The organism is Thalassospira sp., assembly GCF_030690045.1.
Taxonomy (GTDB): domain Bacteria; phylum Pseudomonadota; class Alphaproteobacteria; order Rhodospirillales; family Thalassospiraceae; genus Thalassospira.
In genome coordinates this window covers 327,430-345,068 of record NZ_JAUYHK010000021.1, presented here as the reverse complement: position 1 = coordinate 345,068, position 17,639 = coordinate 327,430, and the positions used below count along the sequence as shown (strand labels likewise).

Sequence of the window (17,639 nt, the reverse complement as noted above, 5' to 3'; positions counted from 1 at the left end):
AAGGAATGACAGGTGAAATTTCCGGCATATAGCGTTTTGTTCGTCGATGACGATGCCGATGTGCGCGAAGCCGCCCAACAGACGCTGGAACTGGCCGACATTGTGGTTGAATGTTACGGCGAACCGGAAAAGGCACTGTTACGTATCAAGCAGGGTTGGCCAGGGATTCTTGTTACCGATATCCGCATGCCGAAAATGGATGGCATGGCCCTGTTGCAGGCTGCCATCGCCCATGATCCCGAATTGCCGGTCATCCTTGTTACCGGGCATGGCGATGTTGCCACTGCGGTCCGCGCCATGCGCGACGGAGCCTATGATTTTATTGAAAAACCCTTTGCTCCGGATTATTTCGTTGATGTGATGCGCCGGGCGATGGCGCACCGCCATCTGTTATCGGAAAACCGCAATCTGAAGGCCGAACTGGCCAAACATACCGCCAGCGGCACCGGCCTGATCGGTCGCGCACCGTCGATGGAAAAATTACGCGCCCTGATTGGCAATATTGCGGGCACCGACGCTCATGTGATGATCAATGGTGAAACCGGTGCCGGCAAAGAAGTTGTCGCCCGCACCCTGCATGACATATCGGGCCGAACCGGGCCGTTTGTTGCGATCAATTGCGGGGCGATGCCCGAAAACCTGATTGAATCCGAATTATTCGGCCACGAAGCCGGGGCCTTTACCGGAGCCGATCAGAAACGGGTCGGCAAATTTGAATTTGCCGACAAGGGTACGCTGTTTCTCGATGAAATCGAAAGCATGCCACTGTCGTTGCAAGTCAAGCTGTTGCGCGTGCTTCAGGAACGCGCCTTTGAACGGCTGGGCTCGAACAAGGTGCAGGCGATTGATTTGCGGGTGGTTGCAGCCACCAAAATTGATCTGCGCGCCGCTGCGTCGCGCGGTGCCTTCCGCGAGGATTTGTATTACCGCCTGAATGTCGTGCAATTGCACATTCCACCCCTGCGCGACCGCGTTGAAGATATCCCGTTATTGTTCCAGCATTTCATGGAACTGGCAAAGGATCGGTTTGGTCGCGACTTTTCACCGCTTACGGCATCCGAAATCTCGGTTTTGACCCGTCATGACTGGCCCGGCAATGTGCGCGAATTGCGCAATGCCGCCGAACGCCGGGTTTTGGGGCTGGATCTGTTTGCCGATGAGGGCAAAACTACAGCCGACGCCACCGTGCCCCTGCCCCGACAGGTCGAGGCGTTTGAGAAAAACGTCATTTGCGAAGCCTTACGCCAACAAGGCGGAAATGTCACCGCCGTCGTGTCGGTTCTGGGCGTACCACGCAAGACACTTTACGACAAACTTGCCAAATATGACATCGTCCCGGGTAATTTCCGCAATCGTCACAATGATCAACCCGCCAACAGTTAGCATTCTCTGATCTGGGCGGAATTTCGCACATGCTGCGCCGCCGTCATGTATGGAATACCACCCAAATATCCTTTACACTCTCCACGCAATATCAGTTAACAAATTGATATTTCATCATTTATTTTTATTTCCGACTCCCTGCCCGATCTGGCATCAGACTTGCTGTAACAGGAGCAGTGGCATTGACATCATTTTCGGAACCCCGACATAGAGACGGGAAACAAAATCTTGAAGATTTCTGTTCTGATTATGACATTCAACCGCTACTGTGTATGACAGGCGTCCCGGATCAAGAAACCTTAACAGTGGTCGCCGGTCGCAACATTTACGGTATTCCCAGGGAGGAAAGACCAGACATGCTTAAAAACATTTTGAAACGTCACGCCAAAACTGTTGGCGCCGTGACGGCCCTCGCCGCCACGCTGGCGCTGGCACCGGCAGCACAGGCGCAGGACCGTTCCGATTGGCCGACCTCGGTCAAAGTGGGTACGGCATCGCAGGGCGGCACCTATTTCGTTTATGGTGCAGGCTGGGCCAGCCTCGTTCAGGAAATGCTGGGCGTTCCGACATCATCCGAAGTCACCGGTGGCCCAGTCGCCAATATGGCGCTGATCCAAAGCGGTGAACTTGACATGGGCATGGTCACAATGGGCCCGGCTTATGACGGCTGGGTCGGTCAAAGCGAACTGGCACCGGGTGTTCCGATGCACAATGTCCGCGCCACTTTCCCGATGTATCCGACCCCATTCCATAGCGTGACCCTTGAATCGTCAGGCATCACCGATGTTGCCGGTCTGGATGGCAAGCGCGTCAATGTCGGCCCCCGTACCGGCACAGCAGCAGCTTATTGGGCACGTTTCTTTGAAACCCTTGGTATTTCTGCTGATCTGCAATATGGCGGTGCTGCCGATGCCGCCGGACAGCTTCAGGATGGCCTGATTGATGGCTTTGCCTTTGCTGCTGGCATTCCTATTGCCGCTTTCAGCCAGGTTGAAGCCCAAAACGGTGCCAATATTTTCGGTTTCAATGACGAACAGATGATCGAAATTCTGGCTGCCTATCCGTCGGTTACCGAATTCACCATTCCGGCAGGCACCTATTCCAGCATTGATAGCGACATCAAAACCGTCTCGATGGCCAATTTTGGCGTCGCCCACAAGGATCTGTCGGCGGATTTCGTCTACAACGTCATGAAAGTCGTTCTCGACAATAATGACCGTATGCTGCAAATCCACGCAACGGCTGTTGATACCGTGGCTGAAAACTGGAACCAGAATGGTTTCATGTGGTTCCATCCGGGCGCAATCCGGTACTACAAGGAAAAAGGGATCGACATTCCCCTGAACCTGTTGCCGCCTGAATACGAAGACTGATCCTTCATCTTAACTGCCTCGCCTGCCGGAGGATCGCGATACTGATCGCGCCCCGACAGGCGGGGTGTCTCGTTATTCAGTAAATACGGAAAACCGTCATGGCCGAATCCAAGCCCGAAACCGTCGCGGAACGGGTTCTTGCGTCTGGTGTCGATGAAGAACCCGGGGCGCTCGGACGTCCCCTGCGCAGCTGGGAAAGCAAATTCTTTTTTGCTTTTTGCGTTCTCTACACTGTTTTTCACCTGTTGGTGCTCAATCTTTTCCCGCTTGAAACCTGGGCGTTTCGTATCCTTCATGTCGCAGGCGGCCTGATGATCGGCTTGGGTCTGTATGGCTCGATTGCTCCGACGGATGATAGCACCACCCGCAATCCGTCCCTTATTCTTGCCGAACGGGTGATGGCGCTGATTGCCGGTCTTCCCGCACTGTTTGTCACCGCGATTGCGGCCTATGGTCTTTATGAAGTTTTCGGCACACCGGCCAAATTTCCGTCACCGGCACCTTACGAATATTTTGGTCTGGCCCTTGCCGGATCAACAATGGTCGCCATCGGGTCGGGCTGGCTGTTCCGTCCACGTGCCGTTGGTGCGCCGCTTTATGACTGGATTTTGCTGCTCAATACCTTTGCTGCATCGGCCTATCTGATGGCCAATCTGACACCGTGGCAGTTCCGCGCCGGTGTGATGCCAACCCCGGTTGACGCATGGGTTGCTTTTACCGGCATTCTGCTGATCCTTGAAGTCACGCGCCGTGTTGCCGGTCTGGCACTTCTGATTATTTCAGGCCTGTTTGTTGTCTATGGCTTCATCGGTCCATGGTTACCGGGATTCCTGAAACATGGCGGTTATTCCTTCGACCGGTTCTTTACCTATATCTATACCGACAACGGCATTCTGGGCCCGACAACGGCGGTATCATCCACCTACATCATGCTGTTCATCGCCTTTGCCGCCTTTTTGCAGGCTTCAAAGGTTGGCGATTATTTCGTCAATTTCGCCTTTGCCGCCGCCGGTCACAAACGCGGCGGCCCGGCCAAGGTCGCTGTATTCGCCAGCGGCCTGATGGGCATGATCAACGGCACCTCGGCGGGCAATGTGGTTGCCACCGGGTCCCTGACCATTCCGTTGATGAAACGGGTGGGTTACAAGCCGCAAGTCGCAGCATCGGTCGAGGCCGCCGCCTCTTCGGGCGGGCAGATCATGCCGCCGATCATGGGTGCCGGGGCCTTTATCATGGCCGAAGTCACCGGCATTCCCTATACCGACCTGATCGTCGCTGCCATCATTCCGGCTGTGCTGTATTTTGTGTCGGTGTTTCTGGTTGTTGATTTTGAAGCGCAAAAACATAATATGCGCGGGCTCAGCAAATCTGAACTGCCGCAATTCTCCCAACTAATCAAACAGGTTTACCTGTTCCTGCCGATCATCATTCTGGTCGGTGCGCTGTTCATGGGATATTCGGTGATCCGGGCCGGAACACTTGCCTTGATGTCAGCCTTTGTCGTGTCGTGGCTAACGCCACACCGCATGGGTGCGAAAGAAGTCATCGGTGCACTTGACCTGTCGGCACGGATGGCGATCCAGTTGATTGCAGTTTGTGCCTGCGCAGGGATTATCGTTGGTGTCATCGGCCTGACCGGCGTTGGTTTACGGTTTTCGTCGATGTTGCTGGCGATTGCAGAACAAAGTCAGATCATTGCCCTGTTCTTTGCCATGCTGATTTCGATCATGCTGGGCATGGGCATGCCGACCACGGCGGCCTATGCCGTGGCGGCATCGGTGGTCGCACCGGGACTGATCCAACTTGGCATCTCGCCGCTGGTGGCACATTTCTTTGTGTTCTACTATGCGGTGCTGTCGGCGATTACGCCACCAGTTGCTCTTGCTTCCTATGCCGGGGCAGCATTGGCGGGCTCGGAACCGTTGCGCACATCAATCACGTCGTTCCGCATCGGACTATCGGCCTTTATCGTGCCGTTCATGTTTTTCTACAGCCCCAGCCTGCTGATGCAGGGGGACTGGTTCCCGATCATGACGCATGTGATCACAGCCTTGATCGGCATTTATATGCTGTCTGGCGGTATTGTCGGGTATATCTTCAATGCCCGGCTGGCGCTGCCAATCCGCGCCCTTACTTTTGCGGCAGCATTGATGCTGATTACAGGAGGCCTGACCACCGATTTGATCGGGGCAGCCCTGATTGTGGCGGTCTTCCTGCTGCAACGAATCGCGGTCAAACGCGAGACACCGCGCGAAGCCTGAAACGATTCAATCCCGAAAAACCTGCATTTCTGATGCACAAACGGCACTCCTTGAGCGGAGTGCCGTTTTCCTTTGTGCGCTTTGTGCATGGCTGCTGCGCCGGGCACCGACCATTGCCGACTAGGAAAAACAAAAAATCTGTGGATAATAATTACACTTGAATCGTTTCAAATGCGCATTTGGCTGCCAGTCAGATCACAGACAATGCGCCACCCCGACACCAACAACCGGATCGCCTCATGTCCCGTGCTGCCGACGCCTTCAACCCCAAGCGTCTTGCCATTTTGCTGGCCGCCCTGATTGCGACCGCGCCCTTTGCCATTGATACTTATCTGCCTGCCATTCCTGCGATGGCGCGGGATTTTGGTGCACCGATCCATGATATCGAAATTTCCATCAGTACCTTTCTGATCGGCTTTGCCCTGGGGCAACTGATTGGCGGCCCGTTGTCGGACCGCATTGGTCGCCGTCCGGTCGCGATGACGGGGCTTCTGATTTATATTCTTGCCAGTGCCATCATCCTGTCGGTCGAAACCTCCACCAGCCTGAATGTCATGCGCTTTATCCAGGCGATTGGTGGCGGCTTTGCGCTGGTGATTGTCGGGGCATCGGTGCGTGATCTGTATGACGGCAAGGAAGCCGCCCGTATGTTTGCCCTGATCGCCATGATCATGATGATTGCACCGCTGGTGGCGCCGACCATCGGAGCGATCCTGCTGACTTTTTCAACGTGGCGGGCGATTTTTGTCCTGCTGGTGGTTTATGGCAGCATCATGCTGGTGATTGTCTGGTTGAAGTTGCCGGAAACAACACGCTTGCATGTTCGCCATCCCGGCCCGGCCCGGCGTGTTTTATGGACCTATATCGAGGTTCTGAAACAACGTCCGGCCCTTGGCTATCTTTTCGCCCATACCGGGGCCAGTGCGGTGATGTTCAGTTTCCTGACCGACAGCCCGTTTATGTACATTGATTATTTTGGCATGTCCCCTGCCACATTCCCGTGGCTGTTTGGGGCAAATGTCATTGTCATCATCATCTGCAACCGCCTGAACGGCCCGTTACTCAAACGCATGGAATGCCATCAGATTCTGGCGATTGGCGTCGGAGTTCAGCTTGCCGCCACTGTGTTGCTGTTCATTGCCGTTAATCTGTTTGAACCCAATCTATATGCCATCGTGCCACTTGTCATGCTGTCTGTCGGTTTGATCGGCCTGACCGCGCCCAACGCCACTGCCGCCTTTATGCAGTATTTCCCCTATATCGGCGGCACGGCAACCGCCCTGATGGGCACGATCCAGTTTGCCACTGGCGCACTGGCCGGGATTTTCATCGGCCAGATTCATAACGGCACCCTGTTACCCGTGACGGCCTGCATGTTGGGTTTCGGGATTTTTGCCAATCTGATGGTGTATCTGGTTGCCCGTCCGAAACTGACCAGCATCGAACCCGAAACGGAAAGAAAATCCTGATAATACCGCGTGTAACCAGCCTTATTTCCCAACGAACACCGGTTTGCGCTTTTCGATGAAGGCGGTATAACCCTCGCGGAAATCGTCGCTGTCAAAGGCGCGATAGCCCTCGTCGAATTCCGCTGCGTTTAGCGCCCCGCCTTCCAAAAGACGGCTGATCATTTTTTTGTGCAGACGCTGGGTGATCGGTGCCCCTGTGGCAATATGCTTCGCTGTGCGGGTGATTTCATCTTCAAAGGCGTCATCTGTCACCACGCGGGCAACAAAGCCAATGTCGCGTGCCCGTTCTGCACCAAAGGTTTGGCCTTCCAAAAGAATTTCCAGCAATCGCCCCTGCCCCAGCAAATCCAGCATAATTTGCAATTCCGGATAGCCCAGCGTCGCGCCGAGTTTCATCGGCGGCACAGCAAATTTGGCATTGGCCGCGGCAATCCGCAAATCGCACGCCGCCGCCAGCACAAAGGACGCCCCGATGCACGGTCCATCAATAGCTGCAATCACCGGATGCGGGCAGGCCTGAATGGTTTGCAGGGCTTCAGCATGCAACATGCCGTAATCCCGCGCCCGGGCAAAACCATCGCGTTCGCGGACAAATTCATGAATATCGGCTCCAGCCCCAAAACCCGCCCCGCAGCCACCCCGAATAACGATACAGCGCAAATCATCCCGGGCCGCCAGATCGGCCGCCATATTTGCCAACTCACCCCACATCGGTTTGGTCAGGGCATTTTTACGGTCCGGCTGGTTAATGGTAATCGTGGCGATGGCATGGGCGATATCCACCATCAGTCCGCTGTCTTGGGTCATGACACAGGCCTTTCCGTTTAATTCGGCATAGCCATACCGAAATAAACCCAAAATGGTCTTTTGCCAATGCCTTGCATACCTTCCCAATAAAACCAAGAAATCCTGACCATCCGGACAGCGGCTTTTCTTTGCGCTTTGCACAATAAACCGCTAAGAAATGCCGTTCTTTACGCCCAAAAGGAAGTGCTGCCATGTCCACGATCCCTGCATCCTCTGCTCATTGCAGTTATGCTGCAAAAACCGTCGCCCGTATTTTGCTGGATATCGGAGCGGTCAATTTCCGACCGGAAGACCCGTATATCCTGACATCCGGTTGGGCCAGCCCGACCTATATCGATTGTCGCAAGCTGATTTCCTTTCCACGTGCGCGGCGCAAGGTGATCGAACTGGCCGCCCGTCAGATTTCGGATGCCGCCGGATACGAGGCATTTGATGCCGTGGCCGGAGGGGAAACCGCAGGTATCCCCTATTCGGCATGGCTGGCCGATGCGCTGGATTTACCGATGCAATATGTCCGTAAAAAGCCCAAGGGTTTTGGCCGCAAGGCGCGGATTGAAGGCGACATCCACGAAGGCCAGCGCGTACTTCTGGTCGAAGACCTTGCAACAGATGGAGCATCAAAGGTCAATTTCGTCAATGCCATTCGCGAAGCAGGCGGCGAATGCAAACATGCTTTTGTCGTGTTTTTCTATGGTGTGTTTCCCAATGCGCTGGAAAACCTGAAAAAAGACGACATCGAAATGCATTATCTGTGCACATGGCATGATGTTCTGGATGTTGCCCAACAGGGGGGCTATTTCAGCGACGCTGCGGTTAATGGCGTCCGCGATTTTCTGGCCGATCCGATTGGCTGGTCTAAGGCGCATGGCGGCAAGCACGATTGATTGAATCACCATCCGGTATTTTCAGGCACGAACAGATTTGCGCTGTTCGTGCTTTTTTATGTGCCGTCACGCCGTGCCGACATAGCGCTGATAATTTTGGACAAACTCGTCCACCGTGCCCTTGCCAAGCGGCGTGTTGTAATACTGCTTCCAGTAATTCCCAAGCCCCGTAATGTCACTGGCATCGGGCAAGGCCGCGCTGATGCGGACATAACGGATGCGACACATCGCCGTGGCATACGCATTGTTGGTTGCAAGCTGATCGGATTTTCCCGGCTGTGCGGCCAGAAAGGCATCGACCTTTGCCTTCAGATCGGCGCGATAATCCAGAAAATTGGTATAGCAATCATCAAGCGTCGCCGGTTCCATCTGATAGATACCGCGTGCCGGACCACCGCCAATCTGCGTCAGATAGGTGCCCAGCGCACTTTCCTGTGCCGCCGTCCCCATCAGCAAATTTTCAGCCGCCTGTGACCACAGGTCAAGTTTCTGCAAAACCGGACGTATAATTCCTTGCCGCAAATGATCGGGATTGATGCCTGTTGCCATTTGATCCTCCGATGGTTCGGGTTAAACAGCGACCAAAATTCATGCAGGGACATAAGGGCGTTGTCGATGTCCAGAAACATCAAACATTCCAATCGGTAACTTCTTGATTTAAGATTATTGTAATAAACAACACACGTATGCGATGCATTGATGCTTGGTGCTTCACATAGAAAGACGCAACTGGCTGGCTTATGTGAATATATCACCCAAAAATAATACCAAAGTATAGTTAAACAATACCATTCAAGAGACAACCTTTAAGGTTGTGTAATATCTTGCAACAGCATACCGAAAAATGGGGACACCATGACTGATGAACTCCAACGACGTCTCGCCTTTGTCGATTTTGACGATCAGAAACGGGACCATTTAAGAAGAACATGGCCGTATATTGCAAAAAACCTGCCGCAAATCCTTGATGCGTTCTATGTCAAGGTAATGGCCCGCGACGATCTTGCCCGCATCATCGGCAGCAAGGACAAGGTTGGCAGCCTGAAAAAGGCACAAAGCGACCATTGGGAAAAACTGTTTTCCGCCAAATTTGACGACAGTTATTTTGGCGATGTCCGCCGGATTGGCCGGGCACATGAACGCATCGGCCTGACACCCGAAGCCTATGTTTCAGGATATAATTTCATTCTGGGCAAACTGGTTATCATGTTGCATGACGCGTTAAAGCGGGAACGCCATGCAGCTGACATGATCGCCGCCGCATCGACCGCCATTCTTATGGATATGGAACTGGCCATTACGATTTATTACGAAGAAACCCAGAACACCTATCAAAAACGCCTTGCAGATATGTCCGACCAGTTTCAGGCGACTGTTTCAACTGTAGTCAATGCGGTGGCCGCCTCGGCGCAAGACATGGCCAAAGCGGCGGAAAGCCTGGTCAGTAGTGCCGGTGATACCAACGGACAGGTCCAAACCGCCCGATCTGCGGCCGAAGTATCTGCCGACAATGCCAACACGGTTGCCAGTGCCGCAGACGAACTTGATTCGTCAATCCGAGAGATTTCCAGTCAGGTTTCCCGCGCCTCAACCATTTCAGGTGACGTTGAAACCGCTGTAAAATCGACAACGGCAACCATCGAAACCCTGAATAAAGCCGCTACTGAAATCGGTGCAGTTGTGACCCTGATTGATAAAATTGCCAATCAGACTAACCTTCTGGCCCTGAATGCCACGATTGAGGCGGCACGCGCCGGGGATGCAGGCAAAGGCTTTGCCGTGGTCGCCAGCGAGGTAAAAAACCTTGCCAATCAGACGGCCAAGGCCACCGGCGACATCACCGCCCAGATCACGTCGGTTCAACAAAACACCAATGAAGCCGTCACCGCAATCCGCGATGTTGCCAGCCAGATCAGCAATATTGTCGATGCTGTCACCGCTGTTTCGGCCGCGATTGAACAACAAGCCGCAGCAACCGGCGAAATCAGCCAGAATATCAATGGGGTGTCAAACGCCAATCGGGATGTGAACAGCAGTCTGGAACGTGTCAGCACCACTGCTCAGCATACCGGCAGTGTCGCCGATGAAGTACATCGGGCTTCTCAGGCCTTGACCCAGCATTCCGAACAATTGCGCCATGATGTTGATAAATTCGTATCCGGACTGACCAGTACGAACAATTAAAGGCATGTCGGGGCAGCATATGGTGCTGCCCCCCTCCGCCAACGGATCAGCGCAAATTATAAACCACCGGCACCCGCAAGGTGATGCTGTCTTTTTCCATCGTGTCGGGAAAGGGTGGAAAGCGTCGGACGCGATTGATCATTTCTTCGGTTGCGCGATCCAGAATGGCGTTGCCACTGAAATCAACGATTTCCAGCAAGGATACCGACCCGTCACGTTCAATCGTGATCCGGACCATATTCTGACCTTCGATCCCCCGACGGCGGGCAATTGACGGATATTCGCGATATTGCATCAGGGTTTGCAAAACGGAATCCTGATAATTGACATAGGCGGCACTGTTGATGCTGCTGCCACCGCCACTGCCAGTTGCCGAACTCGCTGCCTGACTGCGGACCGTCGTCCCCGATATACCATCAGATTTCGTCGAATCTTCCGGCGCGGCCTTTGACGGGGTCGGGGCCTGTTTTTCCGGCTGCGGAGATGCCATGGCAACTTCCTGTAGCCGGGGCTCCGGTTTGACAACAGGCGGGCGAGGCTTGACCGGAGGTGGGGTGATTTCGCTCAATTGCGTAACCGGTTCAGGCTCCGGTTCTGATTCAACAACCGGTTCGATCACTGGCTCGGGCTCTACAACCGGCTCGGGTTCGACAACAGGTTCCGGTTCGGCTTCGGCCACTTCTTCGACCGGTTCGGGATCTGGTTCCTGAACTTCCTGAATTTCTTCGGGTATTTCGGGATTCTCGGGCGCTTTTTTGCTGTCAGCCTGCTGGGCGGCAGAACTATCGTCCTGAACGTCTGCTTCGCCTTCCACAGCCTGACCGCTGCCCAGTGAAATGCTGATGCTTTGCATGGCTCCTGCCCCCCCCCAACCCGATGGTTGTGGTTCCGGCATGGCCAAGACAATTCCCCCGCCCAGTGTCAGGGCCGTAAGGGCTGTTGCAATCAGGAAGTCTCCGCGCTTTGACATCTTTAGTCCGTTATTCTTCGGGTTCAACGGCGGTCATCAGTTGGACCTTGTCTACGCCCAATACCTGTAACCGTTTTAAAAGTCCGACCACCCGGGTGCCTTCAACCCCGCGATCCGCCCGAATTTCCACCGGTCGCCCGGCATAATCGGTTGGCAGCAGGCTGGAGACATCTTCGATACGCCCCTGAGGCGCATCAACGCCAACCTCGCCGCCCTGCCCCACCCAGATAACCAGTGTATCGGGTGCCTGCGCGGTCGCGGTCGCACTGGCGGGCGGGTCAACATCAAACGGCCCCAGTTTTTGCAAACTGCCCGCAATCATGAAAAAAATCAGCAGCAAGAACACAATATTGATCAGGGGCAACATCGGTTCCTGTTGCGGATCATCATTGACGATCTGGATACGGCGTTTCATTCGATCAGATCCACATTCACAATACCGCCCCGGCCCAGCGCGTCCATCACACTGACCAGTTGCTGAAGCGTCGCCCCATTCACCGGACGAATATAGAATTTCGTCCCGTCGGGCTGTTCGCGCAGCATCGGCACCAGTCGCGTAATCGCAATGACCTCGCCATTCAGGGTTATGCCGCCCGCCTGATCGATTTCAATTGTCATGCTCCGCGTATCGCTTTGTCGGGTCGTGCTGCCATCGCGGATGCTGACCGACATTTCAAACCCGCGCCAGTCCAGAAAACTCGACGCCAGCATGAAAAAAATCAACAAAATGAAAACAACATCAATCAGCGGCGTCAGGCCGATCATCGGCGTGCCGTCGCCCTTTTTCTGGCGAAGATGCATGAGCCTTGCTTATTCCGCTGCGTGTCGCAGTTTGGTGATATTGACCACACCGGGCACCGTTTGTTCCGCCAGTTCGGCACGGTTGACTACAAGGGTACAAACATCTTCCATCACCCCGGCGGCACGGTTGATCATGCTTTGCATCCACATATGCAGGGCGGTTGCCGGGATTGCCACCACCAGACCAATCGCTGTCGTCAGCAACGCCAGCCAGATACCGCCAGACAGCACTGAAGGATCGATGCGGCTTCCGGCACCTTCCATCTGCTGAAAGGCATTGATCATGCCCATAACCGTCCCGAGCAGGCCCAAAAGCGGGCTGAGCACGGCAATGGCCGACATGATGCGCAGACCACCGTTCAAACCGTCAATTTCCTTGCGGGCCCGAGCGGCAATCAAATCGGACGCGGCCTCACGGTTATCGCCATCCCCAACCGGCAGCGACAGCGCAAACAAACCAATGCGTGCCGCCGGATGACGACGGGACGACAACAATTTCTGCGCCTGCACGGCATCGTCATTGACCAGATGGCTTTCCAAAGCAGGAACAAAGCCATCGGCAAAAAGCCCGCGTCGCAAAAAACCGACCAGTTTGTAGAAAAACAGCATCACACCAATCAGGGCAAGAGCCGACAGAACCCAGCCGACAATCCCGGCCCGGTCGATCAGATCATAAAGCGGCAGGGTCGTAATCGCATCGGGCATCCAGCCCGAAGAGACACTCGCTCCCCCATCCCCCAATACACCTGCAGCCGGATTAAGGGTGTCGCTGGCAAGCGGGATCATGTCAGGATCATTGACAGAACTTTGCGCCAAAGTTTCCAGACCGGTTCCCGAACCGCTGGTCAGATCAGAGGCGGAGGGCAAAATTGTTTCAGGCATGGTTCTTCCGATCGCAATAATGATCTGCGCCGGGCTGTCCCGCAACGCAACTAACACTGATTTGCACTTCTTAAAGGAAAGAACCAAAATATGCAATCGCAACTCGGTTGCATTTGCGACATTGCAGTTATACAGCAGAACTGTTCCGAAAAAGACAAACCCCCGAAACCTTGCGGCTTCAGGGGTTTATTGGTGAGCCCGACGGGATTCGAACCTGTGACCCATTGATTAAAAGTCAATTGCTCTACCAACTGAGCTACGGGCCCATTTTCATGGTGTCGGCGTTTTATCGCCGGAACGCCGCAGGGTCAAGCCTGTTCTGCCCTTGCAAGCCAACAAAAATGGCCTCAATCATACCCTTCCGGGATTGCGGCAAAAATAAACCCCCAGAACCTTGCGGTTCCAGGGGTTTATTGGTGAGCCCGACGGGATTCGAACCTGTGACCCATTGATTAAAAGTCAATTGCTCTACCAACTGAGCTACGGGCCCATCGACTGGGTGACGGGCGTTTTAACGGGGGATGTCCGGTGGGTCAACCTCTCATTTTCATATTTTTTACTTTTTGCAGCATCGCACCACAAAGACACCCAAAAATGCGAAAGCCACCCCGATCAGGATGGCTTTCGGTTGTAAAATCAGAGCAGTCCGCGACGGATTACTGGGCGTCGGCGGCAACCTGCATCTTGATGATCTGATCAGGGTCGGCCACCCGGCCATTAGCCCAGGATGCGCCTTTTTTGATCTGATCAACATAATCCATTCCTTCGACCACCTGCCCCCAGACGGTATATTGCCCGTCCAGATGCGGTGCTTCGGCAAAGACGATGAAAAACTGGGAATCCGCACTATCGGGATTTTGCGACCGCGCCATCGAAAGCGTACCGCGCACATGTTTTTCACTGGAAAATTCGGCAGGCAATTTGGTGCCCGATCCACCGGTGCCATCCCCTTTGGGATCGCCACCCTGGGCCATAAATCCCTCGATCACACGATGGAACGCAAGGCCATCATAAAACCCCGCACGGGTCAGTTCCTTGATCCGTTCCACATGCCGCGGGGCAAGGTCGGGACGCAAGGCAATCACAACGCGCCCCTGTTTCAGATCAAGATACAGGGTGTTTTCAAGATCTGCCGCAACCGGGCCGGACTGGGCCTGTGCTTCGTTGCGGATTCCACCGTTGGACATGGTCACACTTCCCAGAACTAAAATAAAAAGAGCAAAAAAACCGATCAGACGCATGGCAAAAGCCGCCTATTCCTTTTCTTGCGCCAGTTTGCGCTGCAAGCTTTGCAACACAACAGGGGGCACAAATTCGGTTACATTACCGCCCAGACGGGCGATTTCCTTGACAAAACGCGACGAGACAAATTGCTGTTTGTCCGACGCCATCAGAAACACTGTTTCAACGCGGGGTGCGAGACGGGCATTCATGCCCGCCATCTGGAATTCATATTCAAAATCCGACACAGCCCGCAGACCACGAATGATGATGGACGAGTCATTTTCCTGTGCAAAATGCATCAGAAGCGACCCGAAAGGTTTGACCACGGTACGGGCGGCAACATCGCCCCCCGCCGCGTCAAGCGATTCCCGCACCAGTTCACATCGTTCCTCGACCGAAAACATCGGTTTTTTGCCGATATTGACCGCCACACCGACAATCAGCTGATCGACAATACGCGTCGCCCGCCGGATGATGTCCATATGGCCCTGGGTCACCGGATCAAAGGTGCCGGGATAAATCCCGACACGGTTATCAGTCGCAGGCTTGTCCGCCATCAATCTTTCCGTTATTCGCCGTTGGGTCCGGTTTCGGTCAGGTTGCCATCATCGGCGGTTTCCAAATCGCTGGCAACGGTCGTTTCATTCTCCGCACCCTCATCGATACCATCTTCGTCGTCACCGGCATCCCCCAGATTGGACAGACGTTCAACCGCCACAACCTTCTCATCATCGGCGGTTCGGAACAGCGTCACCCCCTGCGTCTTGCGTCCGGCGATGCGGATGTCATGGGTCGGCATGCGAATAACCTTGCCACCATTGGTGACCATCATCAATTCGTCGCCTTCTTCGATCACGAAAGATGCCGCGACCAAACCATTGCGTTCCGACATTTCGATATTGGCAAAACCCTGCCCGCCACGACCGGTCACCCGGTATTCATAGGCAGAGGTTCGTTTGCCATACCCGTTTTCAGTCACCGACAGCACAAGCTGATCGCCTGCCAGCAATTCCTGATAACGCTCCGGGGTCAGAACCTCAAACGGCAGATTATCCGACGTAATTTCCTCGCGGCGCAGCTTGCCCGCAATCGACAGATATTCGTCGCGTTCTTCCATCGTCGCGTGGTTGCCATAGATCACCGACATCGCAATCACGTCATCGCCATCGGCCAGACGCACACCGCGCACACCGATCGAATTACGCCCGGTAAAGACGCGGACATCGGCCACCCGGAAACGAATACATTTACCCTGACGGGTAGTCAGGAAAATATCATCGTCATCGGTACAGGTCTGAACCGCAATCAGTTTGTCGCCCCGGTCTTCTTCCAGCTTCATGGCGATCTTGCCATTTGATTTCACATTGACGAAATCAGCCAGACTGTTACGCCGGACATTGCCGGTAGAAGTCGCAAACATGATATGCAGGTTCGGCCATTCTTCCTCGTCGGGCAAGGGCAACACGGTAGTAATGTGTTCACCGTCCGACAAGGGCAACAAATTGACCAAAGCCTTGCCGCGTGATTGTGGCGAACCCAGCGGCAAGCGCCACACCTTGAGTTTGTAAACCAGCCCCAGCGAACTGAAAAACAGCACCGGCGTATGGGTATTGGCAACAAACAGCTTGGAAATAAAATCTTCGTCGCGGGTCGCCATTACCGAACGGCCCTTGCCACCACGGCGCTGGGCGCGATAGGTCGATAACGGCACGCGCTGGATATAACCGCCATGCGAAACGGTCACGACCATTTCTTCACGGGCAATCAGATCTTCGATGTCATGTTCAAATTCGGACTCGACGATTTCCGTACGGCGGTCATTGGCAAACTCATTACGCATTTCCAGAAGTTCGTCCTTCAGGATGGCAAGTTTGCGGTCACGCGACGCCAAAAGATCAAGGAAATCTGTGATCTTTTCGCCAAGTTCGGTCAATTCGGACGCGATCTTTTCGCGTTCCAGACCGGTCAGGCGATGCAGGCGCAGTTCCAGAATGGCACGGGCCTGAGTTTCGGACAGTTTGTAAAAACCGTCATCCGACCCGATCTGGTTGGGATCGGCAATCAGTTCGATCAGCGGAATGATATCGCCCGCCGGCCAGTTGGTTGCCATCAATTGTTCACGTGCCACGGCCGGGTCCGGGGCGTTACGGATCAGCTTGATCACATCGTCGATATTGGCAACCGCAATACCCAGACCGACCAGAACATGGGCACGCTCGCGCGCCTTTTTCAAAAGATAAATGGTGCGTCGGGTAATGACTTCTTCGCGGAATTCCACAAAAGCCTGAATAATTTCCTTCAGGCCCATCAGGATCGGCTTGCCCCGGTTCAGCGCCAGCATATTGACACCGAACGAGGTTTGCAGGGCGGTAAAACGGAATAACTGGTTCAAAACGACATCGCCAACGGCATCGCGTTTGAGTTCGATCACCATGCGGACACCGGAACGGTCAGATTCGTCACGCAGATCCGAAATGCCTTCAAGCTTTTTATCGCGCACCAGATCGGCGATTTTCTCCATCAATGCTGCCTTGTTCACCTGATAGGGAACCTCGGTCACAATGATGGCTTCGCGGCCTGGACGGACTTCCTCGAAATGGGTTTTGGCGCGCATCATAACCGATCCACGCCCCGTCCTGAAGGCAGACAAAATGCCTGAACGGCCCAAAATCAACGCGCCTGTCGGGAAATCAGGCCCCGGCACAAATTCCATCAATTCTTCGATAGTGATATCCGGGTTATCGACATAGGCCATACAGCCATCAATAACTTCGCCCAGATTATGCGGTGGAATATTGGTCGCCATACCCACCGCGATCCCGCCCGCGCCATTGACCAGCATATTGGGATAGCGCGCCGGCAAAACCGCCGGTTCGCGGGTAGTTTCGTCATAGTTGTCGCGGAAATCGACCGTTTCCTTGTCGATATCATCCAGAAGGAAATGCGCGGCCTTGGCCAGACGGGCTTCGGTGTAACGCATGGCCGCAGCCCTGTCGCCATCCATCGAGCCAAAATTGCCCTGACCGTCGATCTGGGGCAGGCGCATCGAGAAACTTTGCGCCATACGTACCATGGCATCGTAAATCGCACTGTCGCCATGCGGGTGGTATTTACCCATCACATCCCCGACGACACGCGCCGATTTGCGATAGGCCTTGTTCCACTCAAAACCACTTTCATACATGGAATACAGAATACGACGATGCACGGGTTTCAGGCCGTCACGCACATCAGGAAGCGCGCGGCTGACGATCACGCTCATCGCGTAATCAAGATAGCTGCGGCGCATTTCGTCTTCAATGGAAACCGGGAAAACATCACGGCTGTCAGGATTGGTCGCTTTGATGGTCAAAGGCCGAGACCTCTTTATAACGCTTAATCAAAAATGATTGAAAGGCCGC

General features: G+C 54.3%; 15 protein-coding genes and 2 tRNA genes. 6 read left to right on the top strand and 11 right to left on the bottom strand.

The annotated features are described in order from the left end of the window. Nucleotides 1-12 precede the first annotated feature (12 nt). From Q8O73_RS18910 to Q8O73_RS18895, 4 genes are all read left to right on the top strand, one after another. Entirely contained in the window at nucleotides 13-1,383 is a 1,371-nt protein-coding gene (locus Q8O73_RS18910) for a sigma-54 dependent transcriptional regulator (protein ID WP_305559756.1), read from the top strand. A 356-nt stretch (nucleotides 1,384-1,739) separates the two neighbouring features. Further along, nucleotides 1,740-2,756 carry a TAXI family TRAP transporter solute-binding subunit gene (locus Q8O73_RS18905; RefSeq protein WP_305559755.1) on the top strand — a complete coding sequence of 339 codons (1,017 nt, stop codon included), beginning with the start codon at nucleotides 1,740-1,742 and terminating at the stop codon, nucleotides 2,754-2,756. Between the two features lie 98 nt (nucleotides 2,757-2,854). Next, the gene (locus Q8O73_RS18900) at nucleotides 2,855-5,017 is read left to right on the top strand and encodes a TRAP transporter permease (protein ID WP_305559754.1); all 2,163 of its coding nucleotides are present in this window, start codon (nucleotides 2,855-2,857) and stop codon (nucleotides 5,015-5,017) included. A gap of 239 nt (nucleotides 5,018-5,256) precedes the next feature. Beyond that, the gene (locus Q8O73_RS18895) at nucleotides 5,257-6,486 is read left to right on the top strand and encodes a multidrug effflux MFS transporter (RefSeq protein WP_305559753.1); all 1,230 of its coding nucleotides are present in this window, start codon (nucleotides 5,257-5,259) and stop codon (nucleotides 6,484-6,486) included. Nucleotides 6,487-6,507: 21 nt separating this feature from the next. Here Q8O73_RS18895 and Q8O73_RS18890 read toward each other — a convergent pair whose 3' ends face one another. Continuing rightward, nucleotides 6,508-7,293, bottom strand: coding sequence for an enoyl-CoA hydratase/isomerase family protein (locus Q8O73_RS18890; RefSeq protein WP_305559752.1), 786 nt, complete (start codon nucleotides 7,291-7,293; stop codon nucleotides 6,508-6,510). 191 nt (nucleotides 7,294-7,484) lie between these two features. Here Q8O73_RS18890 and Q8O73_RS18885 point away from each other — a divergent pair, with 191 nt between their 5' ends. Next, a complete protein-coding gene (locus Q8O73_RS18885; protein WP_305559751.1) occupies nucleotides 7,485-8,177 on the top strand; it encodes an orotate phosphoribosyltransferase in 693 nt (230 codons plus the stop codon). Nucleotides 8,178-8,243: 66 nt separating this feature from the next. On the opposite strand, the gene Q8O73_RS18880 is transcribed toward Q8O73_RS18885, so the two are convergent. After that, entirely contained in the window at nucleotides 8,244-8,726 is a 483-nt protein-coding gene (locus Q8O73_RS18880) for a hypothetical protein (protein WP_305559750.1), read from the bottom strand. Between the two features lie 306 nt (nucleotides 8,727-9,032). On the opposite strand from Q8O73_RS18880, the gene Q8O73_RS18875 reads away from it, so the two are divergent. After that, nucleotides 9,033-10,361, top strand: a complete 1,329-nt coding sequence (locus tag Q8O73_RS18875) for a globin-coupled sensor protein (protein WP_305559749.1) — start codon at nucleotides 9,033-9,035, stop codon at nucleotides 10,359-10,361. A gap of 46 nt (nucleotides 10,362-10,407) precedes the next feature. On the opposite strand, the gene Q8O73_RS18870 is transcribed toward Q8O73_RS18875, so the two are convergent. The 9 genes from Q8O73_RS18870 to gyrA form a co-directional block, all read right to left on the bottom strand. After that, on the bottom strand, nucleotides 10,408-11,331 hold the full coding sequence (locus Q8O73_RS18870) for an energy transducer TonB (RefSeq protein ID WP_305559748.1): 924 nt from the start codon (nucleotides 11,329-11,331) through the stop codon (nucleotides 10,408-10,410). Nucleotides 11,332-11,341: 10 nt separating this feature from the next. Next, nucleotides 11,342-11,746: a biopolymer transporter ExbD gene (locus tag Q8O73_RS18865; protein ID WP_305559747.1), complete on the bottom strand. Its 405-nt coding sequence runs from the start codon at nucleotides 11,744-11,746 to the stop codon at nucleotides 11,342-11,344. Beyond that, nucleotides 11,743-12,132: a biopolymer transporter ExbD gene (locus Q8O73_RS18860; protein ID WP_305559746.1), complete on the bottom strand. Its 390-nt coding sequence runs from the start codon at nucleotides 12,130-12,132 to the stop codon at nucleotides 11,743-11,745. The genes Q8O73_RS18865 and Q8O73_RS18860 overlap by 4 nt, the downstream gene beginning before the upstream one ends. Before the next feature lie 9 nt (nucleotides 12,133-12,141). Then, nucleotides 12,142-13,014, bottom strand: coding sequence for a MotA/TolQ/ExbB proton channel family protein (locus tag Q8O73_RS18855; protein ID WP_305559745.1), 873 nt, complete (start codon nucleotides 13,012-13,014; stop codon nucleotides 12,142-12,144). 190 nt (nucleotides 13,015-13,204) lie between these two features. Then, nucleotides 13,205-13,280: transfer RNA gene (locus Q8O73_RS18850), tRNA-Lys, on the bottom strand. Nucleotides 13,281-13,428: 148 nt separating this feature from the next. Then, a tRNA-Lys gene (locus Q8O73_RS18845) sits at nucleotides 13,429-13,504 on the bottom strand. Nucleotides 13,505-13,670: 166 nt separating this feature from the next. Further along, nucleotides 13,671-14,201 carry a peptidylprolyl isomerase gene (locus Q8O73_RS18840; RefSeq protein ID WP_305559744.1) on the bottom strand — a complete coding sequence of 177 codons (531 nt, stop codon included), beginning with the start codon at nucleotides 14,199-14,201 and terminating at the stop codon, nucleotides 13,671-13,673. A 66-nt stretch (nucleotides 14,202-14,267) separates the two neighbouring features. Further along, nucleotides 14,268-14,795: a pantetheine-phosphate adenylyltransferase gene (gene coaD, locus Q8O73_RS18835; protein WP_305559743.1), complete on the bottom strand. Its 528-nt coding sequence runs from the start codon at nucleotides 14,793-14,795 to the stop codon at nucleotides 14,268-14,270. An 11-nt stretch (nucleotides 14,796-14,806) separates the two neighbouring features. After that, a complete protein-coding gene (gyrA, locus tag Q8O73_RS18830; RefSeq protein ID WP_305559742.1) occupies nucleotides 14,807-17,590 on the bottom strand; it encodes a DNA gyrase subunit A in 2,784 nt (927 codons plus the stop codon). Between the last annotated feature and the right edge of the window lie 49 nt (nucleotides 17,591-17,639).

Bases quoted from the DNA above. Each gene is read 5' to 3' on its own strand.
- Q8O73_RS18905 (WP_305559755.1), top strand. From the start codon at position 1,740: ATGCTTAAAAACATTTTGAAACGTCACGCCAAAACTGTTGGCGCCGTG.
- Q8O73_RS18900 (WP_305559754.1), top strand. From the start codon at position 2,855: ATGGCCGAATCCAAGCCCGAAACCGTCGCGGAACGGGTTCTTGCGTCT.
- Q8O73_RS18895 (WP_305559753.1), top strand. From the start codon at position 5,257: ATGTCCCGTGCTGCCGACGCCTTCAACCCCAAGCGTCTTGCCATTTTG.
- Q8O73_RS18890 (WP_305559752.1), bottom strand. From the start codon at position 7,293: ATGACCCAAGACAGCGGACTGATGGTGGATATCGCCCATGCCATCGCC.
- Q8O73_RS18885 (WP_305559751.1), top strand. From the start codon at position 7,485: ATGTCCACGATCCCTGCATCCTCTGCTCATTGCAGTTATGCTGCAAAA.
- Q8O73_RS18880 (WP_305559750.1), bottom strand. From the start codon at position 8,726: ATGGCAACAGGCATCAATCCCGATCATTTGCGGCAAGGAATTATACGT.
- Q8O73_RS18875 (WP_305559749.1), top strand. From the start codon at position 9,033: ATGACTGATGAACTCCAACGACGTCTCGCCTTTGTCGATTTTGACGAT.
- Q8O73_RS18870 (WP_305559748.1), bottom strand. From the start codon at position 11,331: ATGTCAAAGCGCGGAGACTTCCTGATTGCAACAGCCCTTACGGCCCTG.
- Q8O73_RS18865 (WP_305559747.1), bottom strand. From the start codon at position 11,746: ATGAAACGCCGTATCCAGATCGTCAATGATGATCCGCAACAGGAACCG.
- Q8O73_RS18860 (WP_305559746.1), bottom strand. From the start codon at position 12,132: ATGCATCTTCGCCAGAAAAAGGGCGACGGCACGCCGATGATCGGCCTG.
- Q8O73_RS18855 (WP_305559745.1), bottom strand. From the start codon at position 13,014: ATGCCTGAAACAATTTTGCCCTCCGCCTCTGATCTGACCAGCGGTTCG.
- Q8O73_RS18840 (WP_305559744.1), bottom strand. From the start codon at position 14,201: ATGTCCAACGGTGGAATCCGCAACGAAGCACAGGCCCAGTCCGGCCCG.
- coaD (WP_305559743.1), bottom strand. From the start codon at position 14,795: ATGGCGGACAAGCCTGCGACTGATAACCGTGTCGGGATTTATCCCGGC.